Source organism: Roseibium sp. (assembly GCF_965229775.1).
Taxonomy (GTDB): Bacteria; Pseudomonadota; Alphaproteobacteria; order Rhizobiales; family Stappiaceae; genus Roseibium.
In genome coordinates, this window is the sequence record NZ_OZ245929.1 from 4,343,472 (window position 1) to 4,368,502 (window position 25,031).

The 25,031-nt window shown below is 60.5% G+C and carries 26 protein-coding genes; 6 read left to right on the plus strand and 20 right to left on the minus strand.

All coding sequences use genetic code 11. The annotated features are described in order from the left end of the window. Positions 1–73: 73 nt before the first annotated feature. Positions 74–271, minus strand: coding sequence for a hypothetical protein (locus tag ACO07N_RS19570; protein ID WP_319387049.1), 198 nt, complete (start codon positions 269–271; stop codon positions 74–76). A 35-nt stretch (positions 272–306) separates the two neighbouring features. After that, positions 307–492 carry a YdcH family protein gene (locus ACO07N_RS19575; RefSeq protein ID WP_421982633.1) on the minus strand — a complete coding sequence of 62 codons (186 nt, stop codon included), beginning with the start codon at positions 490–492 and terminating at the stop codon, positions 307–309. A 124-nt stretch (positions 493–616) separates the two neighbouring features. Here ACO07N_RS19575 and ACO07N_RS19580 point away from each other — a divergent pair, with 124 nt between their 5' ends. From ACO07N_RS19580 to ACO07N_RS19595, 4 genes are all read left to right on the plus strand, one after another. Continuing rightward, positions 617–1,555 (plus strand): LysR substrate-binding domain-containing protein, encoded by a 939-nt coding sequence (locus tag ACO07N_RS19580; protein WP_421982634.1) that lies wholly within the window; start codon positions 617–619, stop codon positions 1,553–1,555. Between the two features lie 10 nt (positions 1,556–1,565). Continuing rightward, a complete protein-coding gene (locus tag ACO07N_RS19585; RefSeq protein ID WP_421982635.1) occupies positions 1,566–2,780 on the plus strand; it encodes a trans-sulfuration enzyme family protein in 1,215 nt (404 codons plus the stop codon). Positions 2,781–3,442: 662 nt separating this feature from the next. Then, entirely contained in the window at positions 3,443–3,763 is a 321-nt protein-coding gene (locus ACO07N_RS19590; RefSeq protein ID WP_319387053.1) for an antibiotic biosynthesis monooxygenase family protein, read from the plus strand. Between the two features lie 132 nt (positions 3,764–3,895). Continuing rightward, positions 3,896–4,756, plus strand: coding sequence for a GNAT family N-acetyltransferase (locus tag ACO07N_RS19595; protein ID WP_421982636.1), 861 nt, complete (start codon positions 3,896–3,898; stop codon positions 4,754–4,756). Positions 4,757–4,767: 11 nt separating this feature from the next. On the opposite strand, the gene ACO07N_RS19600 is transcribed toward ACO07N_RS19595, so the two are convergent. The 3 genes from ACO07N_RS19600 to ACO07N_RS19610 form a co-directional block, all read right to left on the minus strand. Continuing rightward, the gene (locus ACO07N_RS19600) at positions 4,768–6,096 is read right to left on the minus strand and encodes a GNAT family N-acetyltransferase (RefSeq protein ID WP_421982637.1); all 1,329 of its coding nucleotides are present in this window, start codon (positions 6,094–6,096) and stop codon (positions 4,768–4,770) included. Positions 6,097–6,215: 119 nt separating this feature from the next. Then, positions 6,216–6,992, minus strand: coding sequence for a glycerophosphodiester phosphodiesterase family protein (locus ACO07N_RS19605; RefSeq protein ID WP_421982638.1), 777 nt, complete (start codon positions 6,990–6,992; stop codon positions 6,216–6,218). Positions 6,993–7,041: 49 nt separating this feature from the next. Next, positions 7,042–7,506: a RidA family protein gene (locus tag ACO07N_RS19610; RefSeq protein WP_421982639.1), complete on the minus strand. Its 465-nt coding sequence runs from the start codon at positions 7,504–7,506 to the stop codon at positions 7,042–7,044. Between the two features lie 273 nt (positions 7,507–7,779). On the opposite strand from ACO07N_RS19610, the gene ACO07N_RS19615 reads away from it, so the two are divergent. Further along, positions 7,780–8,652, plus strand: coding sequence for a cell envelope integrity EipB family protein (locus ACO07N_RS19615; protein ID WP_421982640.1), 873 nt, complete (start codon positions 7,780–7,782; stop codon positions 8,650–8,652). A gap of 88 nt (positions 8,653–8,740) precedes the next feature. Here ACO07N_RS19615 and ACO07N_RS19620 read toward each other — a convergent pair whose 3' ends face one another. The 3 genes from ACO07N_RS19620 to ACO07N_RS19630 are packed head-to-tail and all read right to left on the minus strand — an operon-like array spanning position 8,741 to position 11,051. Beyond that, entirely contained in the window at positions 8,741–10,045 is a 1,305-nt protein-coding gene (locus tag ACO07N_RS19620) for a DNA polymerase IV (protein WP_421982641.1), read from the minus strand. A gap of 51 nt (positions 10,046–10,096) precedes the next feature. Continuing rightward, positions 10,097–10,759: a hypothetical protein gene (locus tag ACO07N_RS19625; protein WP_421982642.1), complete on the minus strand. Its 663-nt coding sequence runs from the start codon at positions 10,757–10,759 to the stop codon at positions 10,097–10,099. Further along, positions 10,752–11,051 carry a DUF3572 domain-containing protein gene (locus ACO07N_RS19630; protein ID WP_421982643.1) on the minus strand — a complete coding sequence of 100 codons (300 nt, stop codon included), beginning with the start codon at positions 11,049–11,051 and terminating at the stop codon, positions 10,752–10,754. The genes ACO07N_RS19625 and ACO07N_RS19630 overlap by 8 nt, the downstream gene beginning before the upstream one ends. Before the next feature lie 133 nt (positions 11,052–11,184). On the opposite strand from ACO07N_RS19630, the gene ACO07N_RS19635 reads away from it, so the two are divergent. Next, a complete protein-coding gene (locus ACO07N_RS19635; RefSeq protein ID WP_421982644.1) occupies positions 11,185–11,556 on the plus strand; it encodes a response regulator in 372 nt (123 codons plus the stop codon). A gap of 519 nt (positions 11,557–12,075) precedes the next feature. Here the strand turns inward: ACO07N_RS19635 and rpmG are convergent. From rpmG to ruvX, 12 genes are all read right to left on the minus strand, one after another. Continuing rightward, complete coding sequence (rpmG, locus tag ACO07N_RS19640; protein WP_299471361.1) at positions 12,076–12,243, minus strand: 50S ribosomal protein L33; 168 nt, start codon at positions 12,241–12,243, stop codon at positions 12,076–12,078. 163 nt (positions 12,244–12,406) lie between these two features. Next, positions 12,407–12,799 (minus strand): RidA family protein, encoded by a 393-nt coding sequence (locus ACO07N_RS19645; RefSeq protein ID WP_421982645.1) that lies wholly within the window; start codon positions 12,797–12,799, stop codon positions 12,407–12,409. Positions 12,800–12,810: 11 nt separating this feature from the next. Beyond that, positions 12,811–13,557, minus strand: coding sequence for an NUDIX hydrolase (locus ACO07N_RS19650; RefSeq protein WP_421982646.1), 747 nt, complete (start codon positions 13,555–13,557; stop codon positions 12,811–12,813). Then, entirely contained in the window at positions 13,554–14,024 is a 471-nt protein-coding gene (locus ACO07N_RS19655) for a DUF983 domain-containing protein (RefSeq protein ID WP_421982647.1), read from the minus strand. Before ACO07N_RS19655 ends, ACO07N_RS19650 begins: the two co-directional genes overlap by 4 nt. Then, a complete protein-coding gene (gene rnr, locus ACO07N_RS19660) occupies positions 14,021–16,273 on the minus strand; it encodes a ribonuclease R (RefSeq protein WP_421984459.1) in 2,253 nt (750 codons plus the stop codon). Before rnr ends, ACO07N_RS19655 begins: the two co-directional genes overlap by 4 nt. Before the next feature lie 62 nt (positions 16,274–16,335). Beyond that, positions 16,336–19,026, minus strand: a complete 2,691-nt coding sequence (gene topA / locus ACO07N_RS19665; RefSeq protein WP_421982648.1) for a type I DNA topoisomerase — start codon at positions 19,024–19,026, stop codon at positions 16,336–16,338. A gap of 216 nt (positions 19,027–19,242) precedes the next feature. Beyond that, positions 19,243–20,382 (minus strand): DNA-processing protein DprA, encoded by a 1,140-nt coding sequence (gene dprA, locus ACO07N_RS19670; RefSeq protein ID WP_421982649.1) that lies wholly within the window; start codon positions 20,380–20,382, stop codon positions 19,243–19,245. Continuing rightward, positions 20,379–21,044 carry a glycerol-3-phosphate 1-O-acyltransferase PlsY gene (gene plsY, locus ACO07N_RS19675; RefSeq protein WP_421982650.1) on the minus strand — a complete coding sequence of 222 codons (666 nt, stop codon included), beginning with the start codon at positions 21,042–21,044 and terminating at the stop codon, positions 20,379–20,381. Before plsY ends, dprA begins: the two co-directional genes overlap by 4 nt. A 159-nt stretch (positions 21,045–21,203) precedes the next feature. Beyond that, the gene (locus tag ACO07N_RS19680) at positions 21,204–22,076 is read right to left on the minus strand and encodes a DUF3108 domain-containing protein (protein WP_421982651.1); all 873 of its coding nucleotides are present in this window, start codon (positions 22,074–22,076) and stop codon (positions 21,204–21,206) included. 33 nt (positions 22,077–22,109) lie between these two features. Beyond that, the gene (locus tag ACO07N_RS19685; protein ID WP_421982652.1) at positions 22,110–23,417 is read right to left on the minus strand and encodes a dihydroorotase; all 1,308 of its coding nucleotides are present in this window, start codon (positions 23,415–23,417) and stop codon (positions 22,110–22,112) included. A 6-nt stretch (positions 23,418–23,423) separates the two neighbouring features. Beyond that, the gene (locus ACO07N_RS19690) at positions 23,424–24,380 is read right to left on the minus strand and encodes an aspartate carbamoyltransferase catalytic subunit (RefSeq protein ID WP_421982653.1); all 957 of its coding nucleotides are present in this window, start codon (positions 24,378–24,380) and stop codon (positions 23,424–23,426) included. A gap of 119 nt (positions 24,381–24,499) precedes the next feature. Further along, a complete protein-coding gene (gene ruvX / locus ACO07N_RS19695; RefSeq protein ID WP_421982654.1) occupies positions 24,500–24,985 on the minus strand; it encodes a Holliday junction resolvase RuvX in 486 nt (161 codons plus the stop codon). Between the last annotated feature and the right edge of the window lie 46 nt (positions 24,986–25,031).

Genomic DNA, 25,031 nt, shown 5'->3' on the forward strand with positions numbered 1-25,031 from the left:
GCCTGCGCGGACGGGTTGATCCAGCTGCCGTGGCATTGCCGGTTTCAGAAGGTTGAAAACCGGACTTTGTCCCTCAGTCGGACGCCATCTCACGCTGGACGGTCGACTTAGCGACCTTGATATTGTCGAGCACCTTGGGGCAGCTGGTGCTCGACGCCTGCTTTTCCGACAGGAAGGACGACATGCGTGCTTCCAGGTCTTGCAGCCTTGTCCGGCGGGTGAACTTCGGTTGCATGGCAGGCAGGGCCATAAATGGCCAGAACGGGTTCATGACAGTTTCCTTTCGCGGGCACGTTCGGGTGCGGTTCAGTAAGCCAACTGATTTGCGTTCAGGCTTGTTTCAATCCTGGTGATCTCGTCACGCAAACGAAGCTTGAATTTCTTCAAGGACCGAATGTGCTGCGCGTCGGGGTAGGGATGTAGCTCCTCACGGCGGATCAAGGAATCCAGCGTGTTGTGCTGGCTGCGCAAGGATTTCAAACGGTTGTACATCGCCTACCTCCACGTTGTTGGCTGTTGCTGTGTTGACAACCATGATATGGGGTGACTTCGGCATAGAAGAAATACATTGTTTGTATTAATGTGATAGATAAAATCTATCGACAAGGGGAGAACGATGCATTTCCGGCCATCACCGCGTCAACTGGACTATTTCATCGCACTTGCCGAAACGCTTCATTTCGGCAAGGCGGCTGAAAAATGCCATGTGTCCCAGCCGACTTTGTCTTCACAATTCAAGCTCTTGGAAGAAAGTCTCGGATGTGGCCTGCTGGAACGCGGCGGCGGGGATATCAGCCTCACGGCCGCCGGTGAGCGGCTGTTGCCGCTTGCGCGACAGGCTCTTGAGAGTTTGGACGAAATTGTGGCGGTGGCGCAGGCCGGCCGGGCAAATCTGGGCGGTTTGATACGGTTGGGAGTTTCGCCCACATTCGGGCCATATTTCATGCCGTACCTGCTGCCGATTCTGAAGGAAAATTTCCCGGATCTGGAGCTCTATATCCGCGAGGACCGGCCCAACTTGCTGGAGGAAGGTCTGGCCGCGGGGGCTCTGGATTGCATCATCACGCCGGACTTCACGCCGACGGGGCAACTGACAGAACGTGTGATCTGCTTCGAAAGCGTTTCACTTGCCGTACCAAGAACGCATCCGCTTTCCGGTCTGGACGCGGTGCCGGTGTCGCTGCTGAAAGGCGAAAAGCTCCTGTCCCTGGGGCAGGGTTTCCGGCTGCACAATGACGTTCAGGCGCTGGCACGGGCGGCCGGTGCCGACTTCCTTCAGGACTACGAAGGCACCAGTCTCGACGCGCTTCGCCAGATGGCTTCGATCGGCATGGGGCTGGCGCTCTTCCCCGCCGCTTATATTGCCTCGGAATTTCCGAAGGAACAGAACCTGCTTTTGAAACCGGTCGAAGGAATCGCCATGCAGCGTGTCATGTATCTTGTTTGGCGCAACGGCAGTTCGCGCGCGGCGCATTACGAAAAACTGCTTTCGCTCGCACAGGAGGCCGTTATGAGTATGGCGGCAGAGGGTGTTGAGCCTGCCGAAGCGGCATAGGGAGATTGTCGTGAAACCATCCAACAGGAAGCGCGGTCCGATGACCACCGCCATTCACGGCGGTGAAACGCCGGACCCGGCCACCGGTGCGTCCGCGCCACCCATTCACATGAGTTCGACCTTCGTGAGCGAGGACGTGGCGGGCTTTTCGGCACACGACCTGGACGAGGCTGGAGAGGGGTTCATCTATTCGCGGTGGGGCAACCCGACGGTTTCGTTGCTCGAGCAGAAGATCGCCGCCCTGCAGGGGGTGGAAGACTGTCTCTGCCTGGCGTCGGGCATGGCGGCCGCGACCGCGATTTTCCTCACGTTCCTGTCGGCCGGCGACCATGTTGTCGTCTCCGACGTGTCTTATGCCGGTGTCGCCGAACTCGCGCGGGAAACGCTGCCGCGCCTCGGTATCGATGTCTCGATGGTGGACATGTCGGACCTGGACGCCGTCGCCGCTGCGATCCGGCCGACCACCAGGCTCGTTCACACCGAAACGCCGGTCAATCCGATCATGCGGCTGACGGACCTGAAGGCGGTTTCCGGTCTCGCGCACGCCGCCGGCGCGCTGCACAGCTGCGATGCCACGTTCGCATCACCGCTCGGGCTGGACGCTACCGGTCTCGGCGTCGATCTGGTGATGCACTCGATTACCAAGTATATCGGCGGCCATGGCGATGCCGTCGGCGGTGCCGTTGCCGGCCGCGCAGACCTGATCGCCGCGATGAGAAAGGAAGCTGCGATACATCATGGCGGCGTCCTGTCGCCGTTCAACGCATGGCTGATCGCAAGGGGCGCGGCGACGCTTCCGCTGCGCATGAGAGCTCATCAGGATGGTGCGGCGGCGGTCGCACGGTGGCTTGAAGCGCATCCCGCCGTGACACGGGTGATGTATCCCGGGCTGCCCTCACACCCGCAGCATGATCTTGCGGCACGCCAGATGACGAATTTCTCCGGCATGATGTCTTTTCAGGTCGGTTCCGCCGAAACGGGCCGGATGTTTGCGCACCGGATGATCGACCGTCTGGAAGTCATTCATTACGCGGTCTCGCTCGGTCATCATCGCTCGCTGATTTTCTGGATGGAAACCGCTCCGCTGATGGAGACCTCCTTCCGCCTTGACGGCAAACAGCTGAAATCCTACGAGGATTATGCCGGTGAGGGGATCTTTCGCCTGTCCGTGGGACTTGAGGACGCCGAGGACCTGGTCGCGGATCTGGGGGGCGCGCTTGATTAGGCCATCCCCTCACAAACCAGGCCACAATGGTATGGATGAATTTGGTCGGATACGCGGCGCGAAGCTGCAGGAAACCGGCCGGTTTTCAAAGCTTCGCAACAAAGTATCCGGGCAAATTCATCAAGGGTACGGACAGATAAATGAGACTGAAATGGCATGCGAAATGGCGAAACACCGTTAGGAAGGGTGTGCGGAGCGGGCTTCCTGCCCGGTCAAACACGCTGACGACACGGGGTGAAGCCATTTCCATGTCCTTCGGATTTGACCGGATTGCGCCTCCCCGGCGTCGCGAAAGGCTTGAAAATGAACCACATTTCCTGCGCTTCCGCTCCTAGAGGAGAAGCAATCCGCCTCAAACCATTTCGGCCTCATTTATCTGTCCGTACCCTATCCCGAAGGGACGCAGAAACGGCTTCGACCTGCTGCGTCAATGCGCTCAACCGGGCAGAAAGCCCGCTTTTCGCACATTTCCTTGCATCCCATCGCCGTTTGCAGCGCCATTGCGGCCTGGTTTATGAGGGTATGGCCTAGCGCAGCCTGTGGACCGCGCGCGAACAAATGCAAGTTGCCGCATTCCGCTTTTCGTGCCAGCATTTCAGATCAGGTTGTACCCTCGTGATCCAGGTTTATGGGAGTGTGACCCGGGGCAGAGGAGGAGAGCGATGCCTGAGATTTCCAGCGACAGCGATTGTCAGACCGTGATCACAACATTCGAGATGACACCGGGAACCTGTTTCGACCTCCTGGATGAACTCAAGGACGCGTATCAGAACTTCATCCGGCATCAGCCCGGCTTCATAGGCGCCGGGCTTCACGTCAACGATGCCCAGACCCGCATTGCCAATTATTCTCAATGGCGCAGGCGGGAGGACTTTCTTGCCATGTTGCGGACACCGGAAATGCGCGAACGGAACAGGCGTATTCATGCGCTGTGCAAGAGCTTCGAACCCGTCATGTATGATGTCGCGGAGAGTTTCAACTGACGGGGCGCGTGCTGGATCTTGCCAGCGGCGTGTGAGGCGCGGCACCGGCGGACAGCGAAGGCTTGCGCGCCACCTTGTCTTTGTCGCGTATAGGCTGCTCGTCCGTTGATCGAGCGGTCCACAAGGAAATCCATGTCCTATCAGATCACAGATTGCAGCGCCTTGCAGGCCGCGCAGCTTTGCGCCGCGATGAATGCGGCCTTTTCGGACTATGTCGTGCCCTTGTCTCTCACGGCTGAAAGGTTCGAGGAGTTTCAGCGGCAGCGCGGCTTTTCGCCCGAACATTCCTTCGCAGCGATGCAGGGAGAGGAGATTGCCGGGTTCTGGTTCTCAAGTCAGCCCTTGTCCGCCTATGAGAACCGCGCTTACACCCTGTCCGTCGGAACCGTTCCGGCGCATCGCCGCAAGGGCCTGTCGCGCCGTTTGCTGCAACAGGTGATCGCGCGGCAACAATCCGATGGCGGCAGCGGGCTTCAACTGGAGGTGATCACCTCCAACGACAAGGCGGTGAAGGCCTATGAAGACTTCGGCTTCAAGGCATGCCGGACATTGCGCGTTTGCGGGACATCCGGACCGCGCCCGGCCCAAACCGGGCATCCTGATTTCACCCTGGAGACGATGTCGGTCGACCATCTTCCCGCGGACGAAAGCGCCTTCTTCGACACCCTGCCGACGCCGCAGAACGGACGGGCGGCGCTGTGCGCGCTGCGTGAAAAGACCTGCGTGCTTGGTGTTCAGATTGAAGGCAGTCTCGTCGGCTGGGGCGCGTCCTACCTAGATGGATCCGTTGCCCAGATCGCCGTTCACCGGGACTATCGGCGGCGGGGCATCGGGCGTGCACTGCTGCAGGGGCTCTGGAACGCGACCGCAGCGGAGCATCTCACATTCGTCAATATCGATGTCGCGGCGGAAACGGTGAACGCCTTTCTTGACCGGAGCGGGGTAAAGGATCGCATCCATCAGTCAGAGATGCATCTCACCTTCGAAGACTGAACCGGCTCGGCTCATTCGCCTTTCTTGAACGGGGCATGCTCGGCAAGGGCTTGGTTTTCACGTTCCACGGCGAAGCGTTCCTGCTCCAGATAGTCGGCGACGGCCTGATGAAGGCCTTCATGGGCAATCCAGTGGGCCGAGTATGTCGTGGTCGGAAGATAGCCGCGGGCAAGCTTGTGCGAGCCCTGTGCGCCTGCTTCAACCCGTTGCAGTCCCCTTGAGATGGCAAAGTCGATGGCCTGGTAGTAGCAGAGCTCGAAATGCAGGAACGGGTGGTGCTCGCAGCAGCCCCAGTGCCGGCCGAACAGGGTTTCCGAACCGATGAAGTTCAGCGCACCCGCCACATAGCGTCCGTCCCGTTTCGCCAGCACCAGAAGCGTTTGTTCGGCAAGCCGTTCGTTGATCAGCGAAAAGAACTTCCGGTTGAGATAGGGGCGGCCCCACTTGCGGGATCCGGTATCCATGTAAAACCCGTAAAAGGCGTCCCAGTGGGCTTCTGTCAGGTCCGGACCGGTGACCCACTCGACCTCGATCCCCTCGGCGCTCAGCGCTTCGCGCCGCTCCTTCTTGATCGCCTTGCGCTTGCGCGAGGCCAGATCGGCCAGAAAGCCGTCGAAGCTCTCATACCCGTTGTTTTCCCAGTGGAACTGCTGGTCGGTGCGCTGCAGGTAGCCCAGGTCGCCAAGTCCGTCCCACTCCGGCTTGGTCAGGAAAGTGGCGTGTACCGACGACGCACCGCTTCTCTGGCATACCTGAACGAGACCGGCCGCAAGGGCCTGAAGACCGGCTTCCCGGTTGATGCCCGGACCGACCAGGAACCGGCGGCCCGTGGCAGGCGTGAAGGGCACCGAAATCTGCAGTTTGGGATAATATTCGCCTCCGGCACGGTAGAACGCATCCGCCCAGCTGTGGTCGAAGACATATTCTCCCTGGGAGTGGCTCTTCAGATACGCCGGAACGGCACCCAGCACGTTGCCGCCGGTGTCTTCAAGCAGCATGTGGCGCGGCAGCCAGCCGGTGGCATTCGTGGCGCAGCCAGCAGCCTCAAGGGCTTCAAGAAAAGCGTGAGAAAGAAACGGGTTATATGACGTTTCTTCATGTTCTACATCAAGAACGCCCAATGCGTCCGCAAGGTCGGAACCCTGAAGCGCCGCTGGCGCGGCGGCGCTCTCGGCCCGCGCAAGTTTTCCGGCACCATCCAGGACCCAGCCGGGATTGGCGACGGCGTCCCATTTGTCGGCGGACACATCCTTCAGGGAGGACAGGATCCGCAATGAAATCGTTTGTCCGTCGGCGGGAGCGTCCGGATCCTGCTTTTCCTCGGAAGGGGAAGAACTCATGCGTCAAAAGCATCCAAAATTGGGGCCACCGTTAAAATGTAGCGCTATCGTTTTGCATCGCAAGAGGGATCTGGCTGACGCCGATCGGGAAACAGGCTGTTGGCTTCGGAAACCGGCTGTTACGTGGAGCGGGGCTCGGCGTCCGGATCAAAACCTTCAAAAACGATCTGGTCCGCATACCGGTCTGCGCGCAGGCGTTGTTCGCGCGTACGCACCGTCCAGGTCATCAGGGGGACCTTGAAAACGGATCGCAGCAGGCTCGGTCCCGCCTTGGGCAGATCGTTGATGCCGTAGGAAATGAAGTGGGGGCGCGTGCGCGGTGCGTGCAGGAGGTGCCGCAGGATGAACCGGTCGGTACGCGAATAGCGCGCATAGTCCGGTCCCGGTTCCGCCCCGTCCGCAACAATGCCGCGCAGGACTGCAGCGTTCTGGCTCCTGGCGATGGACAGCATGTCGGGGTCGAAGGATTTCAGGCAAGCCGGACCCCGGTAAGCCGCGATCTGATCGGTCACACTGCGCACGAAGTCCCCTTGCGCGTCGCGCCGCATCAGCGACTTGATTTCGATGACAAGCGGAACCTTGCCGTCAACGAGATCGAACAGATCCTGAAGCAGCCATAATTTGTCCGTGCCGGTTCTCATGTGGATCCCGACCAGGTCTGCGGCCGCAAAATCGATGACCTTTCCCTTTCCTTCCGCGAGCCGGTCAAGCGTGTAGTCATGAAAGACCAGCGCCTTGCCGTCGGCGGTCTCCTGAACATCGACTTCGATCGCAAGATTATGCTCGACAGCGCGGCTGATGGCGCTCGGCGTGTTCTCGATGATTCCGTTGTCGGCATCATGAAAACCGCGATGTGCGATCGGCCGGGCAAAGATTGCCTGAAGGTCGGTAGACATGGAGAAAGGATCCGGAACTGTCCCGGCGGGTGACCCGCCGGTTAATGCGTCAGTCTTCGATTTCGAAGATGGCTTCGATCTCGACGGCCGCGCCGAAGGGCAGGGACGCTGCGCTGACTGCCGAGCGGGCGTGCCGGCCGGCATCGCCCATGGCGTCGACCAGGAAATCGGAAGCCCCGTTGATGACCTGCGGCTGATCCGTGAATTCGGCAGTCGAGTTGACGAATCCGACGATCTTCACCAACCGGACGACCTTGTCGAGGTTGCCGGTCGCGGCTTTTGCCTGGGCAAGCAGATTGATGGCACAGGTTTTGGCGGCGGCTTTGCCATCCTCGACGGAAACATCGCCGCCGAGCTTGCCCGTAAAGGCGATCTTGCCGGCGTCCATGGGCAGCTGGCCGGAGATGAACAGCTGGTTGCCCGTCCGGACATAGGGCACATAGTTGGCAGCAGGCGCGGCGGCATCCGGCAAGGAAATTCCGAGGTCCGTCAAACGGGTTTCGATTGCACTCATGTCATGGCTCCAGCTGGCGTCAATTTCCGGTGTCTTGGCGCAATTTCCCGGGTGTGACAAGGCCAAAGTATCCGCGCTCCGAAATAAGTCGCAGTCGGGGTGGCTGATCGCTGACAGGCGGGTCGCTCAATCGCCGGAATTATGAAATAAGTCACCCTGAGTGGATTTTCGGGGCACCGTCTCACATTCGCTGTGGCGCACGTTCCCGATAACCGCATAATACCGGAAGAGTTCCGACAAAGAACACGTCGGAGCGGCACAAGGGAATAACACATGCAGCGCGTTCTCATGAATGGATCAGTGGCCGGCGTCTTTTTTGCCACGGCGGCAATCGCCGGCGTTTTTTCATGGGAAGCCAGTGGCGCGACCGCTGGTGGAAAGGGCGGATACAAGCTCGTGCCGCACCGCGCGGTCTACGATATGAAACTTGGTGAAAAAGAAGACAATTCCGGCATCGCCGGGCTTGCCGGCCGGATGGTCTACGAGTTCTCCGGCAACGCCTGTGATGGATACAGCGTCAATTTTCGGTTCGTGACCAGGTTTCAGAACACGGACGGCGGTTCGCAGGTGACGGACCTGCAGACCACGTCCTTCGAAGAACCGCAGGCGGAGAGCTATCAGTTCCTGTCCAAGACCTATGTCGACCAGGAGCTTGTGGAAGAGTCGCGCGGTACCGCGAAAGCAGGCGCTGAAGCAAAGACCGTCGAGTTGAAGGAACCTTCGGAAAAATCATTGAAAATCAACCCGGAAGTGATGTTTCCGACCGAACATCTGCTGAAGATCCTGGACTCGGCCGAGAGCGGTGTTTCGTTCATCGCGGCCGACATCTACGACGGAGCGGAGACCGGGGAGAAGGTCTATTCCACGACCACCGTGATCGGGGCCAAGGCCCCAAGCCAGGTCGAGGCGGGTCCCGAAAATCCGGATGCATCGCTGGCCGGATTGCACTATTGGCCGGTCACCGTTGCCTATTTCGATCCGACCGATGAGGACGCGACGGGAGAGCTGACACCTGTCTACCAGCTGTCCTTCTGGCTCTACCAGAACGGTGTGAGCGGTCACCTGACACTTGATTACGGCGACTTCACCATCAAGGGCAAGATGGCTGCGCTTGAGCTCTACGATGAGAGCGACTGCAACCGCTGACCGTCGTCGCGAACGGACAGGAACATGAGGTGACCAGGGTAAGGACCCATAACTGAAGCCGATTTGGCGGCGGAAATGGGTCCGTACCCTAGCTCCTCCGGGGCTTGTCCGTGGACCGGGCCGCGAGGGTCAGTCCCAGTTCGACGGCGGAATTCCCGAACTTATCGCGCAACTTGTCGACGGCCAGTTCGGCGTTCTTGCGCCGTTCCGCCGACTGGTCGAGAAGATCTTCCGGATCGGCACGATCCGCGGATTCAAGATCGCTGACACCAATTCCGATCAGGCGGAAACGCCTGCCATCCGTCTCGTTTTCCAGCAATGCATCGCCTGCGGCGTAAATCTTGTCGGCGAGCTGTGTCGGGTCGGCGAAGTGGCGAGCCCGCGTGATCGTCTTGAAATCGGCGGTCTTGAGCTTGAGCGTGACGCCGCGCCCGGCCAGGTCGGATTTCTTGAGCCGCGCCGAAACCTTTTCCGACAGGTTGCGAAGGATCGGGCGGAGCGTTTCGAGGCTGGAGATATCGGTCCGGAACGTTGTTTCGGAAGACACGCTCTTGGCACCGCGCTGCGGCTTGACAGTCCGGTCGTCCGTGCCTTGCGAAAGCGTTGCAAGCCTGAGACCGATGGTCCCGTAACGGCGCGCCAGATCCGCCGCTTCCATGGTCTGCAATTGACCGATCGTCCTGATGCCGTCTTTTTCCAGCTTCTTTTGAAAGACCTTGCCCACACCCCAGATCCGGCCGACCGGCATTCCGGCCAGCACCGTTTTGGCTTCGGCGGCGCCGATTACGGAGAATCCTCTCGGCTTTTCGAGGTCCGACGCGAGCTTCGCAAGGAACTTGTTCGGCGCAAGGCCGACAGACGCTGAAATCCCGATGTCAGCTTCAATGCCCCGGATGAATTTGGCGAGCGTTTCTGCAGGTGTTGCCTGATGCAGCCGTTCGGTCCCGGTCAGATCCAGGAATGCCTCGTCGATCGAGAGCGGCTCGACGAGCGGGGTGAGGGCGCGCATCCGTTCCCGGATTTCCTTGCCGGCCCTGGAATATTTTTCCATGTCCGGCTTGATGACCACGGCGTCCGGACAGGCTTCGAGCGCCTTGAACATGGGCATGGCCGAGCGGACCCCATAGATTCGGGCGATATAGCAGCAAGTCGAAACGACACCGCGTTGTCCGCCGCCGACGATGACAGGAACATCCTGGAGCTCGGGATTGTCCCGTTTCTCAATGGAAGCGTAAAATGCATCGCAGTCGATATGTGCGATGGAAAGCCGGTCCAGTTCGGCATGCGTGACCAGCCGCGGACTTCCGCAATCCGGACAGCGTGACGCTGCCGCCGGGGGCCTGTGGCCGCAGTCCCGGCAGAGCGCTTTGTCGATTTGCAGATCTTCAGACACCGAAATGCGCCGCTTCTGGTAAAGGACCGTTGTCCTTTGTTGCTTCTGACGTCAGAGGATAGACCGAATGTAGGCAGCCGTCTCCTGCCAGTCTCCAGTGAGCAGGTCAATGTGGGTCTCGGGCTCTGTCGCGGCAAGAAACCTTTGATCCGCTATGAACTGGATCTGCACGGATGAGGGCAGCGAAGCCTGGACCGACGAATGGTTTGTCGGGCTGTCGTCGATGAAAACAACCGGCCCGGACCGGTTTGCCGCCAGCGCGGCCACTGCGCCTCCCTTCGGACCGGAATTCGTTACCACGGGGAAGGGGATGCCCAGACTGGCGAGCAGTTTCTCGCGCGCTGGCTTGTTGTGGCTGCCGGGAAGATTTGTGAGCAAGACGATGTCCCAGGTTTCGGACAGCTCGCCCAGGGCCCGGTCGGCGCCGTCAACCAGATCCTGCGCATGGCTGATCTCGTCGAAAAACGCCAGCAGATGATGCCTGACCTCGTCCGCAGACAGCACGCCCCGGTCCGCAGTCCGCCCGATATTGCCCGTCAATCTGTATTCGTATTGCAGGAACAACAGATCGCGGTCATTCAGATAGTCTTCAAGATGCCGTATCAGGTGAAGGATCACTTCGTCGACATCGCAGATGATCAGCTTGTTACCGGAGGCGGGCAGAGCCCTGATCTGGTCCAGGACATCGGGCAGCACGGGCGTCGGTTCAGGCATCTTCACCGGACCCGCCGGCCAGGGCGTAGCGCGCTGCCGCCATCATGGTCGGCCGCACGCCGGCGTTTTCGCAAAACGCCAGCAACAGCGGCTCGTCCATCATGTAGAACTCAAGCACACCCGCCAGAAATCCCGGTTCGCTGGCCGCTGCTCGAATCATCTCCGGCCCGATACCTGAAAACGCAAGAAAACGGCCGATCTGTTCAGGGTCACGGCTCAGCTGGAGCAGAGCTTCCGTTGCAATTCCTTGAGCTTCTTCAACGGATAATGACTTGCCCTGTGTATATTTCATTTTGTTTTTTTGCCTTTCTGAAACGATTCCGGGTTACAACAAATCTAATGCGGACGGAGGCAGGGTTCTACCGCAGACTGGAAATGGGTCGAGAAATGGGACCGGCCGCGCGCCGGGCGAAGGGCCGAACTGAATGGCAAAAACCGTATTGATCGTGGAAGACAACGAGCTGAACATGAAGCTGTTTCATGATCTGCTGGAAGCGCACGGATACAATACGCTTCAGACCCGGACCGGAATCGAAGCGTTGCAGCTGGCCCGCGATCATCACCCCGATCTGATCCTGATGGACATTCAGTTGCCGGAAGTCTCCGGCCTGGAAGTCACCAAGTGGATCAAGGAAGATGAGACGATTTCCGCCATTCCGGTAATCGCGGTGACAGCTTTTGCCATGAAGGGCGACGAGGAGCGCATCCGTCAGGGCGGTTGCGAGGCTTACATTTCAAAGCCGATTTCCGTGGCCAGGTTTCTGGAGACCGTACGCGCCTATCTGGGCGAGGACTGAGCCCGCGCACTGAAACAATTTTCCGGCAAAGAACCCGTCCCGGATGTGCGATGGCGCCAAGCCGCTTTCACAAGTGTTCGTGAATGCAGTCTTTCGAATCGGTTACCTGTTTTCACGTTAAGGTTACGAATTTACTAAAAAGGCATTGTTTCTGTGCATATTTCGCGGAATTTATTGCATTCGGGGTTTTATGGAGTAGTGTGACGGCAGGTCTTGGTGATCCTTGACCGCGCCATTAACGTAAGACCTTGGTCAACAAAAACGTTTGGCAACAGTTTCCCCTCGGAGTGCTCAGGTCCGCCGCATCTCCTGGGTCCGTGGGGCAGGTCGGTTGGGAACCGGCCGAAGAGTGGCCTCCTCGAATGCCGTGTTCCCACCGACCACTAATTCCTCAAACCAGCGCGTTATCCGTGTCTCAGAGCTTAACCAGCGCTGACGCCTGGGGTATTTTTAGATCCGTTTTTCAACAAAAAACCCGCCGGTCCGGCGGGTCATTGTTCATCCGGCTAAAAACCGGACTTACTTGATCTTAGCTTCCTTGAACTCGACGTGCTTCTTGGCAACCGGGTCGTACTTCTTCTTGACCATCTTTTCGGTCATCGTGCGCGAGTTCTTCTTCGTGACATAGAAGAAGCCGGTGTCCGCCGTGGACACAAGCTTGATTTTGATTGTTGTCGCCTTGGCCATGGCCTTGGATCCTGTTCTCGTGTGTCGGGCATAGGGTTCTTGTGGCCAGATTGGCTGGCGGTGAATCTACCCCAATGTCTGAAATCAGCGCGCAAACTACCCATCGGGGCGTGAAAGTCAAGCGCTGCCTGCAGTGCGACCGGGTTTTGAAGAAAAAATCCGTCTATTTTGTCCGGCAGGCAATAACCCGGATTTCAACGATCGCGTCTTCGTGCACAAACCCGGATACTTCGATCGCAGTCCAGGCAGGATAGGGAGGTCGGACAAACTCGGAGCGAATGTCCTTGAAAAGCTGCAGATGCTCGCGAAGCCCGACGTGATAGCTGGTCATCTCGACAACCGCGCTGAAGTCCAGCCCGGCCTCGGCTAGCACGCGTTCCACCTTCCCGAACGCGTTTCTCATCTGCGCTTCCGGATCGCTTGCCATGTGCCCGGAAGGATCGGCACCGGTGAAGCCCGTCAGAAAGACAAAATCGCCGCATGCAAGACCGGGCGACATTTTCCAGTCGTCATGGTAGGTCTGCATGTCGTCGGGAATAATGGCCGTTTTTTCCATCAATATCTGCTTCAGATCTGATCGCGCTTGAACGCGCCCTTGCGGAAAAAGTAATAGGGAACCTCGGTGCCTGGCGAAAGATTCGGGTCCCTCGCAAGTCTTTCTTCAAGGTCTGTCAGAATGGTCTGGGTGATCAGCGGCAGCTCTTTTTCGCGCGCTTCCTCAAGTGTCAGCCAGGCGCAGTCTTCCAGTTCGCCCGAGGGGCCTGTGCCCTCCGGCAACTGGTCCGCGATTGCGTCCGACCAGACGGCGAGAAACCGTGTATCGAAGCGCCGGGGCCTCTGCGGCGGTGTGATTGCCCTCGCCACCATGCGAAGGCCGCTCAGGTCCGGCTGAATGCCCCTGTCGGCGAACGCTTCGAAACCCTTGCCGAGACGCAGGCCACCATCATCTGACTTCTGACCGACGAAAATGCCGGCCTCTTCGTAGGTCTCCCGGATGGCAGCCAGGGCGAAAGCCCGCACGCGGGCGGCCGATTTGCCGTTCTTCAGACCTTGAGAGAGCTTGGTTTCGACGCTCGGGTGGTAGGGCAGAACATTCGCTATGCGGCTGTCGCCCGGATCGACGCGTCCGCCCGGGAAAACGAACTTGCCCGGCATGAACGTGTGCCGCTTGTGGCGCCGTCCCATCAGCAGCCTGACCGTCCCGCCGGCATCGCGGTCCAGGATCAGCAGCGTCGCCGCATCCTTTGGCCGAATGTACGGAAAATCCCCGGCCTTCTCGTCCTTCGCCAGCTGTTTTTCAAACGAACCCGTCATGTGATCCTTTCGGAAGGTGCGGGGGCGACCGGAAATTCGTCTTCGGAGTCCGGATCGAAGCCGTGCATGTAGAGGGCCCATTGAAGTCCGACCAGAGCGCCCTTGATGGGGCGCATGAGCGCAAGACACAGCAGCAGCGTCAAGGGCAGCCAGATCGACATGTGGATCCAGATTGCGGGCCGCCACATCACCTCGACGATCAGCAGCGCCGGGATGATGATATGCCCGACAATGGTGATGGTGAAGTAGGGAGGCGCATCATCAGCCCGGTGATGATGGAATTCCTGGCCGCACTCGGTGCAGCTGTGACGCGTCGTCAGAAAGCCATCGAACAGCTTGCCGCGGCCGCAGTTCATGCAAGCGTTCCCGGCCCCGCGCAGCATCGCGGGAATGACCGGTCGCCGCGGCCGTTCCGCGTCGGTCTCCGGGATGTCCACGTTATCCGTCAAATCATATCGAACCGTCACCTTGGCCTCCTTCGGCTCGTCTTTTTCGTGGAGGTCTTTGCGCGTCCGCCCTTGGGAGGCCCTCGCCGTGACTTCGGAGCCGCTTTCCGGATTTTCTTGCCCGCGATGCGTCCGTGACTGAGCAGTTCGAAGGTGAGCGCTCCCGCGAACGGCGCCGCTTCCACAAGCCTGACTTCCACCTGATCCCCAAGTTGGTAAGTCTCGCCCGATTTGTCACCTATCAGGGCATGCGACCCTTCGTCGTAGCGGTAGTAATCGAGACCGATCGTGGAGGCCGGAACGAACCCGTCGGCGCCCGTGTCCTGCAGGCGGACAAACAGGCCGGATTTCACCACGCCGGCGATGCGTCCCTGAAAGGTCGCCCCGACCTGATCGCTCATCCAGAGAGCGATCAGGCGGTCGATCGTGTCCCGCTCCGCCAGCATCGCCCGCCGCTCGGCGCCGGAGATCTCCGCGCCGATCGCCTCAAGCTTGCTTTCAATGCCGTCCGGCAGGCCGTCCTTGCCGAACCCCAGCGCGGAGATCAGCCCCCTGTGCACGATAAGATCGGCATAGCGGCGGATCGGCGACGTGAAATGCGCGTAGCGCCGCAGATTGAGGCCGAAATGGCCGATATTCTGCGGTGTATATTCGGCCTGGGCCTGGCTGCGCAGAACGACTTCATTGACGAGATGAGCCTGCGGCGTGTCCTTCACCTTTGCCAGGATGCCGTTGAAGACGGCGGGGCGCAGCCCGCCGGAAGACGGCAGCTTCATGTTGAGGGTCGACAGAAATTCCTTGAGGCTTTCCAGCTTTTCCGGTGTCGACGCGTCGTGAACACGATAGAGCAGGGGGCTCTTTTTCTTCTCGAGCGTTTCCGCGGCAGCCACATTGGCCTGGATCATGAATTCTTCGATCAGCTTGTGCGCATCCAGACGCTCCGGCACATAGACATGGTCGACGGTTCCGTCGTCTTTCAGCTTGATCTTGCGCTCCGGCAGATCGAGTTCCAGCGGTTCGCGCGCCTCGCGGCCCTTCTTGAGCACCGCGTAGGCGGCCCAAAGAGGTTTCAGCACGCCCTCCAGCAGCGTTTCCGTCTTGTCGTCCGGGACCCCGTCAATGGCCTTCTGGGCCTGCTGATAGGAGAGCTTGGCCGCCGAACGCATCAGGACACGGTGAAAGCTGTGACCGGTCTTGCGTCCCGTCTTGTCGAAGATCATGCGCACGCCGAGGGCCGGTTTGTCTTCCTTTTCGCGCAGCGAACACAGCTGGTTGGATATGCGCTCGGGCAGCATCGGGATGACACGGTCCGGAAAATAGACCGAGTTTCCCCTGATATTGGCTTCCCGGTCCATGGCCGAGCCCGGCGTGACATAATGCGCGACATCGGCGATCGCGACATAGATGACGTGACCGCCGCTGTTTTCAGGGTCCTCGTCAGGTTCGGCAAAAACCGCGTCGTCGTGATCCTTGGCATCGGGCGGGTCGATCGTGATCAGCGGCACCTGCCGCCAGTCCTCCCGCTTGCCGAGCGTTTCGACCGGCCTGGACGCCTCGGCCTGGGCTTCGACCGCCGAGGGAAAAACGTGCGGTATACCGTGAGACTGCAGCGCGATTTCCGAAATCGCCTTTTCAGAGTTCATCGATCCGAAGCGCTCGACAATCGAAGCGCGCGGCTGGCCGTAGCGGCCCGAACGGCTCACCTGTACGCTGACAAGGTCGCCGTCATCCGCTTCTTTCAGGTCCGCTGGGTCGACATCGAGTTCACGCTGTTTGCGGTCAATCGGTTCCAGGTAGGGGGGGCGGTCGCCGCCGCGCTTGCGGAAAATCCCCAGGATGGCGCCCTGTTTCTTTTCGAGCACCTTGATGACGCGCGCGACGTGTTCGGCTTCCGGACCGCTTTCCGCCTCCGTCAGGCGGATGAGCGCGCGGTCCCCGACGCCGGGCTGGGTGGCCTTGGTTTTACCGCTCAGGACCAGGATGTTCGGCGGATCGCCGGCTTCCTCGTCCCAGTCGACCGGGACCCCGAGGAGGTCGCCGTCGCTGTCGCGCCCGAAAAGCCGGGCGACGAAAACAGGCGGCAGATCACCGGGGCGGATCATGCGTTTGTTCCGCTTCTCGATCAGGCCCTCCTCGGAGAGGTCCTTGAGCATCTTCTTCAGGTGGATGCGGGCGCCGCCGATGATCCCGAAATGGCGCGCGATCTCTCGCTTGCCGGCGCGGCCCGGATTGTCCGCGACAAAGGCGAGAATGTCCTCGCGTGAGGGCATCTCGCCGGGAACCTTCGCGTGTTTTCGTCTTGTATGCTTGCGCGTGTTGATCCGTTTCGCGTTCAAGACGCGTCATCCCACGGCACGTCTTCGGACGAGGCGTCGACCTCCGCCTTTTTCGCCGTCTTGGCGGCTGTCTTCTTTGCCGTGGACTTGGCCTTGCCGTTTGCGGAGGATGCCTTCTTGGTGGCCGGCTTCTTGGCGGCCGCTTTCTTTTTGCCGCCGCCCTTGGCTGCCTTGGCCGCAATCAGTTCCAGTGCCTGTTCCAGGGTCACGGCCTTGGGGTCGCTGTCCCTGGGCAGGGTCGCGTTGATCTTGCCGTGCTTGACATAAGGGCCATAGCGGCCGTCATAGACGTTGACCGGTCCGCCTTCGTCCGGGTGTTCGCCGAGTTCCTTCAGCGGCGTTGCAGCCGCACCTCTGCGTCCGCCGCCCTTGGCGCGTTTTTCAGCCAAGGCATCCACCGCGCGGTTGATGCCGACCGAAAAGACCTCGTCCGGCGTTGAGAGGTTCGCATAGGTTCCCTCGTGCAGGACAAATGGCCCGTAGCGGCCGATCCCGGCGGTGATCATCTTGCCGTCTTCGGGGTGCAGGCCGACCTCGCGCGGCAGCGACAGCAACTGCAATGCCTTTTCCAGATCCATGTCAGGCGCGGACCAGCCCTTGGGCAGGGAGGCGCGTTTCGGCTTCGCTTCCGCGCCAAGCTGAACATAGGGGCCAAAACGGCCATTGCGCAGCGACACATCCTGTCCCGTCTCCGGGTCGGTGCCGAGCACCTTCGGACCTTCGTCCGCGTCGCCGTCTTCGCCATTCGGCTTGCCGAGCTGACGGGTAAAACCGCATTCGGGATAGTTGGAGCACCCGATGAACGCGCCCCAGCGGCTGACCTTCAGCGACAGCTGTCCCGTGTCGCAGCTCGGGCACTTGCGCGGATCGCTGCCATCTTCCTTCGGCGGGAAGATGTGCGGTCCGAGCAGCTCGTTGAGAGAGTCGATGACTTCGGCGACACGCAGATCCTTGATGTCGTCGACCGAGCCGGAGAAGCTGGTCCAGAAATCACGCAGCACATCCAGCCAGGACAGTTCACCGGCAGAGATCTTGTCCAGCTGTTCTTCCAGGCTGGCCGTGAAATCAAATTCGATATAGCGCCGGAAGAAACTCTCCAGGAACGCGGTGACGATCCGTCCCTTGTCCTGGGGAACGAGCTGTTTCTTTTCCAGCTCGACATAGTCCCGATCACGCAAGGTCTGCAGCGTCGAAGCATAGGTCGACGGGCGTCCGATCCCCAGCTCTTCCATCTTCTTGACAAGGCTGGCTTCGGTATAGCGCGGCGGCGGCGTGGTGAAATGCTGGTTTGCCTCGATCGGGTCCGAGCTTCCGTCAACCGAGGTCGCAACCAGGGTCGCGCCATTGTCGACGGCCGGAAGGCGTTTTGAGTTTTCGTCTTCCTCATCATCGCGACCTTCCTGGTAGAGCGCGAGAAAGCCGTCGAACCGGACGACGGAACCGGTTGCTCTCAGGTTGGCATTCTTGCCGGAGCCTGTCGCGACGATCTCGATCGTCGTGCGTTCCAGAACGGCGGACTCCATCTGCGAGGCCATCGTGCGTTTCCAGATCAGCTCATAGAGCCGCGCCTGGTCGGGGTCGAGGAACTTGGCGACATCCTTCGGCCGCCTTGCAAGATCCGTCGGCCGGATCGCCTCGTGCGCTTCCTGCGCGTTCTTCGCCTTGGACGAATAGGCACGCGGTTTTTCCGGCACATACTTGTCGCCGAAGTCCTGGCCGATCACGCTCCGCGCGGCCGCAATGGCTTCTCCGGCGATCTGGACGCCGTCGGTTCTCATGTAGGTGATGAGACCCGAGGTTTCCCCGCCGATGGAGATGCCTTCATAAAGCTTCTGGGCCACCTGCATCGTTCTGGAGGCCGCGAACCCGAGTTTGCGCGAGGCTTCCTGTTGCAAGGTCGAGGTCGTGAACGGAGCGGCCGGATTGCGCTTTGCGGGTTTCGAGGCAACGCTGTCGACCGTGAAACTCGCGGTTTCCAGCATGGATTTGATCGTCGTCGCCTCGGCTTCGTTCTTGATGTCGTGGCGACCGATTTTGCGGCACTCGAAGCCCGTCACACCCGCCTGGAACATGTCCCCGGCGGGCGTCTTCATGTTGGCGAAGATCGACCAGTATTCCTGGGGCTTGAAAGTCTCGATCTCCATCTCGCGGTCGCAGATCAGACGCAGCGCCACCGACTGGACACGTCCGGCGGACCGGGCTCCCGGCAGTTTCCGCCACAGGACGGGAGACAGTGTGAAGCCGACGAGATAGTCGAGCGCACGGCGGGCAAGATAGGCATCGACCAGGGGACCATCCAGCTGACGGGGATTGTCCATCGCTTCCAGGATCGCCTTCTTGGTGATCGCGTTGAACACCACCCGCTCGATCTGCTTGTCTTTCAGGACCCGTTTTTTCTGCAGCACTTCCAGAACGTGCCAGGAAATCGCTTCGCCTTCGCGGTCGGGGTCGGTTGCCAGGATCAGACGGTCGGCTTCCTTGACCGCGTTGGCGATTTCCGAGAGCCGCTTCTGGGATTTGCTGTCCACCTGCCAGCTCATCGCGAAATTTTCGTCGGGCAGGACCGAGCCGTCTTTCGGAGGCAGATCCCGGACGTGGCCGTAAGAGGCCAGGACCGTGTAATCGGTGCCGAGGTATTTGTTGATCGTCTTGGCTTTCGCCGGCGATTCCACAATAACGACGTTCATTCTTACCCAAATAATTTTGCCGGAAACGGAGCCCCCGCCCGGTGGAGAAGGAGATTTAAGGTGCGCAGACGATCACGGATCATGCGCCGCCTGTCAAATGGACCTTTGCGCGCCCGGGGTCAAGAGACCTCGCATTTGACATGGTTTTCCACGGTTGAGTTGCCCACAGGGCATGCACGCCGCAAAGCTCCCTGCAAATTGCTGGCACCACTGCGATCATCCCATGACCAGGGAAACCCTGTGTCCGGCGTGGCGTTCGAGCCGGCCGGCAAGTTCGAGTTCCAGGAGAACCACACTGACCGTTCGTGCATCTGCCTCGACAAAACGGATCAGTTCGTCAAGCTCCATCGGTGCAGGACCGAGCGCCTCGATGATCCTGGATCTCGTGGCATCCACCGGCTCATCCGGGTCGGCATCCTGCCGCTGGACGGGTTCGGACAAGCCGCGAAACAGCGGCAAGGCCAGCCCGGTGTGCCCGGCCATGCCCTCCAGGACATCCTGCGCCGATCTTGCCAGGATTGCCCCCTGACGGATCAGGCCGTTGGCACCTTCCGACCTCGGGTCGAGGGGAGAACCCGGCACCGCGTAGATGTCCCGGTTCTGCTCGAGTGCGTAGCGTGCCGTGTGCAGGGACCCTGAGCGCTTCGCCGCCTCGATCACCACCACGCCGACCGAGACACCCGAGATCAGCCGGTTGCGCCTCGGAAAATCCCGTCCGCGCGGTTTCCATCCAAACGGCATTTCGCTGATGGCCGCACCGCCGGCATCCAGGATCGCCGCAAGGAGGCGGCCGTGTTCGGGCGGATAAAGAACATTCAGTCCGCCTGCGAAAACGGCGAGGGTACCCGTCTGCAGCGCCGCCTCGTGTGCGGCAGCGTCGATGCCGCGCGCAAGACCGGAAGCAATCGCAATTCCATGTGCGCCGAGATCGCGGGCGAACCCGGCTGCAAGCTTGCGCCCGGAAAGCGAGGCGTTGCGGGCGCCGACAATCGCCGCCATTCGCGGATTGGCCGTCACCTTGCCTCCCTTGATCGAAAGCATCGGAGGCGGACCATCGATATGCTTCAGATGGGTGGGGTAGTCAGCTTCGCCCAGGGCCACCAGGCGGGCTCCGAAGCGCCGGTGAGCTTCGAGTTCGTCGAGCGCATCCTGCTCGGTGCAAAGCCGGTAGCTCCGCTTGCCGCCGCGTCTTGAAAGTGCGGGCAGGATTTCGAGCGCTCTTTCGGCGGACCCGGCATGATCCAGCAGATCCCGGAAAGTCGCCGGACCTATGTTTTCCGATCGTATTAGACGTAGCCAAGCCAGACGCTGGTCCTCGGTGAGGCACAGTGTTTTATCCGGTTGGTTCGTGCTCATGTCCCTCCGCTGTCTGTGTCCGCTTCGACGGTTGGCGCGGATGTCGACTTTGACCCGATCCGGCTCTCTTCACCACGCAACAGTCTGCCGATATTCTCGTGATGCTTGATCCACAGAAGCACGGTCATGAAGAGGGTCATTTCAGCAAGCTGAAAACGGTTCAGGACGAGATAGAGCAGAACCGGTGTCGCCAGGCTCGCCGTCAGCGCCGACAGGGAAGAGTAGCGGAACAGGACCGCCATACCGATCCAGATGCCGATGAAGATCAGCGCTGCCGGCCAGTAAAGGCCGAGCAGGATGCCGATATAGGTCGCGACACCCTTGCCGCCCTTGAACTTGAGCCAGACCGGAAACAGGTGGCCGAGAAAGGCTCCGAGACCGGCAACCAGAGCCATGTCCTGGCCGTAGATCGCGTTGACGATCAGCACCGCGACGGTTCCCTTCAGGCCGTCGCCGAGCAACGTTGCCGCGGCGAGCGACTTTCTGCCGGTGCGCAGAACATTCGTCGTGCCGATGTTTCCTGAACCGATGTTGCGGATATCCCCGAGGCCGGCCATCCGCGTAAACACGAGACCGAACGGGATCGAACCCAGCAGATAGCCGAACGCAAGTGCAGCAAGATAGTAGGGCCAGGCGAATTCCCAGCTGATCGGATCTGGCACGCGAATCTACTCCCTTGTCGCGCTTCGGCAAATTTCTGCGGCACTGTAACCGGCTGTCGGTGCGGATCAAGTCCCGAGAGCGCATTCACGCCGCGGCAACTTTCGCATCCGTCGGAAAGAGCGGCGCTACGAGGCCTGCCGGCAATGGATACCTGCGCGTCACCCCTTGAGCTTGTATTTCTCCGCCTGGACGACAAGCGATCCGAAAGGCGCCCTTATGCTCGCCCTGAGCGGCACCAGATAGGGTTTGTCGCCAACAGGTGCCAGCCAGATTTCCATCGACTTGTTGTTGGCAAGTTCCTGGATCGTCTTGCGTTTCGGACGGTGACCGGAAACCGGTTCATACCGGGCCCGGCAGACGAGAACATCGCCCTTGAAGCGGCCATCCGATGTCTTGGCCCTCCGCTTCGACTTGTAGCTCAGGTGGACGTTGTAGCGCTCCTTCCCATCGAAAAGCTCCAGGGTCCGGTTGCAGCTTTCGGCGGAAAGGCCCTTCGGTGCGGGAAAAACGGCTGCCGTCAGCGGGTCCAGCACATTCTTCAGATGATCGGACGTGACCTTGATCCTCTGGTTCATCCTGTCCTGTGGCGGGTTCACCGCGACTTTCTTGACGGTTCCCTCGCGCATTTGCATCGAGATCGTTCCGTTTTCATCGTCGCTTTTGACATTCAGGGCGAAGCTGTCCGGTTGAAGCGTGCCGCCGGTGATGTTGCCGCGAACATTCACGGAGCCTTTCCCATCCGACACAAGCTTGCCGAAGGCCGCCGTTCCGCCATTGGCCTTTATGGCGTAGGCGCCGTCGCCGAAGTCGACCGACAGCACGCCGGAGCCGATCGGAAGTCCCACGGCGAAGAGCTTGTATTTCATGTAGAGGTCTGCCGAAAGAGCCGGGGTGCCGGCAACGGCAAGTGCAAAGAGCGTCAGGAAAACCGTGCGCATGATCTGATCCATCCATTCCGTCAGGCCGCGCCTTGCCGACGAGAGCAGCGCGGGCATTTGCGGCGGATCGAACACCATTTCACCTGAACGCAATCTGAATGGTCCATGCCGTGCATGGAATCCGGCTCAGGAGTGTGCGAACACCGTCTTGCCTGCGACAACCGTGCGCAAGACGCGCCCGGAGAAGCGCGCATCCTCGAAGGGCGAGTTCTTCGAATGCGACCGGATGGCGCTTTTTTCAAGCACCCAGGGCCGGTCCGGGTCGAAAACGGCGATGTCGGCGGGAGACCCCTTGGTCAGGCGGCCGGTCTCCAGTCCCAGCCTGTCGGCCGGCTTGTTCGTCATGGCCCCGAGAAGGGTAATGAGGTCGACCTGCTCGGAGTGAAACAACCGCAGGGCCGCCGCCAGCATGGTCTCAAGCCCGATCGCCCCATCTTCCGCTTCCGCCCAGGGGTGCCGCTTTGTTTCAACGTCCTGTGGATCGTGGTTGGAGCAGATGATGTCGATGGTCCCGTCGGCAATCGCGGCGATCATCGCTTCACGGTCTGTCTCGTCGCGCAGGGGCGGGGACATCTTGAAGAACGTCCGGTAGGCGCCGATGTCGTTTTCGTTGTGGGTTAGGTGATTGATGGAGATCCCCGCAGTGATATCCAGCCCGCGCTTTTTGCCAACGCGTATCACGTCCGCGCTGTCGGACGTCGAGATCAGGTTCGCATGGTACTTGCCCTTGGACATGCCGACGAGACGCAGGTCCCGTTCCAGCATGATGATCTCGGCCTCGCGCGGCACGCCGGAAAGGCCTTTCCAGCTTGCGTTCAAGCCCGCATTCATCACGCCGCCTGCCAGATCCGGGTCTTCCGTATGATGGATGACAAGGGCGTCGAAATCCCGCGCATAGGTCATCATTCGGCGCATGACCTGCGCATTTTCGACCGACTTGTGTCCGTTCGTGAAAGCAACCGCACCGGCTTCCTTCAGGAGCCCGATTTCCGCCATCTCGGTGCCGTTCAGTCCCTTTGTCAGGGCTGCGAGCGGATGCACGTTGACGATGGCCGTGTCCCGTGCACGCCGGAGAATGAAATCGACCAGCGCCGGGTCGTCGATGACCGGATCCGTATCCGGCATCGTGCAGATGGTCGTGACACCGCCCGAGGCGGCGGCCTGCGAAGCGCTCGCGAGCGTTTCGCGGTGCTCCGCGCCCGGCTCTCCGACCGAAACGCACATGTCGACCAGGCCGGGGCAGGCGATCGCGCCCTTGCAATCGACGATCTCCGCGCCGTAGGGCGCGCCCTGGTTGGCCGCTTCGGGACCTGCCGCCAGAATGGTGCCGTCCGCAATGATGATGGACCCTGGTGCATCCAGCTCGCGCGCCGGATCAATCACCCTGGCGTTGGAAAGAACCAGCGGTCTTGGGGTATCGAGTGCCACGGGCATCTTCCTCTATTGATTGGGCAGGTTGGCGGCGAGCGCCTCAAGAACGGCGATCCGCACGGCAACCCCCATTTCAACCTGTTCCCTGATCAGGCTTTGCGGGCCGTCGGCGATGGAGGCGTCGATTTCGACGCCCCGGTTCATCGGGCCGGGGTGCATGACGAGCACATCATTTCTCGCAACAGAGAGTTTTTCCGCATCCAGACCGTAGTAACGGTAATACTCGCGGACCGAGGGAACGAAAGCGCCGTTCATGCGCTCGCGCTGCAGCCGCAGCATCATGACGATGTCGGCGTCCTTCAGTCCCGCGCGCATGTCGTTGAAGACCTCCACGCCCATCTTGGCGATACCGGAAGGCAGCAGCGTTGACGGTGCGACGACACGGACCCGCGCGCCGAGGGCATTCAGCAGGATGATGTTGGAGCGGGCGACACGCGAGTGAGCGATGTCTCCGCAGATGGCCACTGTCAGCCGGGCGATCTTGCCCTTGTGGCGGCGGATCGTGAGCGCATCCAGCAGCGCCTGCGTCGGATGTTCGTGCGGCCCGTCGCCTGCATTGACCACCGAGCAGCCGACCTTGCGTGCCAGCAGATGGACGGCGCCCGCGGCATGATGCCGGACCACCAGAAGGTCCGGATGCATGGCGTTGAGGGTTGCCGCCGTGTCGATCAGCGTTTCCCCCTTTTTCACCGAGGAATGGGACACGGCCATGTTCATGACATCCGCACCCAGCCGCTTGCCGGCAAGTTCGAAGGAACTCTGTGTGCGGGTGGAGTTTTCGAAAAAGAGATTGATCTGGGTGCGGCCCTGAAGCACCTGCTTGCGCTTGTTGACCTGCCGCGAAACCTCGACGGCTTCTTCGGCACGGTCCAGAAGTCCCAGAATTTCGTGGGGGTGAAGCCCTTCAATGCCCAGCAGATGGCGATGGGGGTAGGGGCTGTCTCGATGGGTGTCTGTCGCGGTCATCGAGACCATCCCTATATGGGGAATCGGCACCTTAGACAAGCCACGAATTCAACTCATGCCCGATGTCCACATGAGGCGGATCGCCGGGCGGTGGCCTGAACCTTTGCTCTGCTGCAGGCTCACCCTTGCGAAGACATGAAGCCGAGCCTGTCAAGGAAGCCTTGCAGGATGTAGGCGGCGGCCATCTTGTCGACGACGTCGGCGCGTTTTGCCCGGCTGGAGTCCGCCTCCAGCAGCGTCCGCGTCACGGCGGCGGTTGACAGGCGCTCATCCCAGTATGTGATCGGAATTTCGGTCTTCTGCGAAAGGTTTCGGGCAAAGGCACGCGTCGCCTGCGCCCGCGGGCCTTCGCTCCCGTCCATGTTCAGCGGCAGTCCGAGGACGATGCCGCCGACATTCTGTTTTCCGCAGATCGCGAGCAGTTGCTCGGCATCAATCGTGAACTTCTTCCTGCGGATCGTATCCATCGGCGTCGCGATGCCGCGGCCAAGATCCGAAAGCGCCAGGCCGATCGTCTTGGTGCCCAGATCAAGGCCGATCAGGCGGCTGCCGGACGGCAGCGCCGATACGAAATCTTCGATGGAAAGTGCGGGATCGTTTGCCATGGGCGCGCTTTATCAGGCCCGGGTTGAAAAGACCAGTTGGAACTGT

What these genes read in the sequence shown, in the direction of transcription:
- ACO07N_RS19575 (WP_421982633.1), bottom strand. Translation starts at nt 492, where the DNA reads ATGTACAACCGTTTGAAATCCTTGCGCAGCCAGCACAACACGCTGGAT.
- ACO07N_RS19610 (WP_421982639.1), bottom strand. Translation starts at nt 7,506, where the DNA reads ATGAGTGCAATCGAAACCCGTTTGACGGACCTCGGAATTTCCTTGCCG.
- ACO07N_RS19650 (WP_421982646.1), bottom strand. Translation starts at nt 13,557, where the DNA reads ATGACGGGTTCGTTTGAAAAACAGCTGGCGAAGGACGAGAAGGCCGGG.
- ACO07N_RS19590 (WP_319387053.1), top strand. Translation starts at nt 3,443, where the DNA reads ATGCCTGAGATTTCCAGCGACAGCGATTGTCAGACCGTGATCACAACA.
- ACO07N_RS19645 (WP_421982645.1), bottom strand. Translation starts at nt 12,799, where the DNA reads ATGGAAAAAACGGCCATTATTCCCGACGACATGCAGACCTACCATGAC.
- ACO07N_RS19630 (WP_421982643.1), bottom strand. Translation starts at nt 11,051, where the DNA reads ATGAAATATACACAGGGCAAGTCATTATCCGTTGAAGAAGCTCAAGGA.
- ACO07N_RS19605 (WP_421982638.1), bottom strand. Translation starts at nt 6,992, where the DNA reads ATGTCTACCGACCTTCAGGCAATCTTTGCCCGGCCGATCGCACATCGC.
- topA (WP_421982648.1), bottom strand. Translation starts at nt 19,026, where the DNA reads ATGAACGTCGTTATTGTGGAATCGCCGGCGAAAGCCAAGACGATCAAC.
- ACO07N_RS19615 (WP_421982640.1), top strand. Translation starts at nt 7,780, where the DNA reads ATGCAGCGCGTTCTCATGAATGGATCAGTGGCCGGCGTCTTTTTTGCC.
- rpmG (WP_299471361.1), bottom strand. Translation starts at nt 12,243, where the DNA reads ATGGCCAAGGCGACAACAATCAAAATCAAGCTTGTGTCCACGGCGGAC.
- dprA (WP_421982649.1), bottom strand. Translation starts at nt 20,382, where the DNA reads ATGAGCACGAACCAACCGGATAAAACACTGTGCCTCACCGAGGACCAG.
- ACO07N_RS19625 (WP_421982642.1), bottom strand. Translation starts at nt 10,759, where the DNA reads ATGCCTGAACCGACGCCCGTGCTGCCCGATGTCCTGGACCAGATCAGG.
- ACO07N_RS19600 (WP_421982637.1), bottom strand. Translation starts at nt 6,096, where the DNA reads ATGAGTTCTTCCCCTTCCGAGGAAAAGCAGGATCCGGACGCTCCCGCC.
- ACO07N_RS19570 (WP_319387049.1), bottom strand. Translation starts at nt 271, where the DNA reads ATGAACCCGTTCTGGCCATTTATGGCCCTGCCTGCCATGCAACCGAAG.
- ACO07N_RS19685 (WP_421982652.1), bottom strand. Translation starts at nt 23,417, where the DNA reads ATGCCCGTGGCACTCGATACCCCAAGACCGCTGGTTCTTTCCAACGCC.
- ACO07N_RS19595 (WP_421982636.1), top strand. Translation starts at nt 3,896, where the DNA reads ATGTCCTATCAGATCACAGATTGCAGCGCCTTGCAGGCCGCGCAGCTT.
- ACO07N_RS19690 (WP_421982653.1), bottom strand. Translation starts at nt 24,380, where the DNA reads ATGACCGCGACAGACACCCATCGAGACAGCCCCTACCCCCATCGCCAT.
- ACO07N_RS19635 (WP_421982644.1), top strand. Translation starts at nt 11,185, where the DNA reads ATGGCAAAAACCGTATTGATCGTGGAAGACAACGAGCTGAACATGAAG.
- rnr (WP_421984459.1), bottom strand. Translation starts at nt 16,273, where the DNA reads ATGCCCTCACGCGAGGACATTCTCGCCTTTGTCGCGGACAATCCGGGC.
- ruvX (WP_421982654.1), bottom strand. Translation starts at nt 24,985, where the DNA reads ATGGCAAACGATCCCGCACTTTCCATCGAAGATTTCGTATCGGCGCTG.
- ACO07N_RS19580 (WP_421982634.1), top strand. Translation starts at nt 617, where the DNA reads ATGCATTTCCGGCCATCACCGCGTCAACTGGACTATTTCATCGCACTT.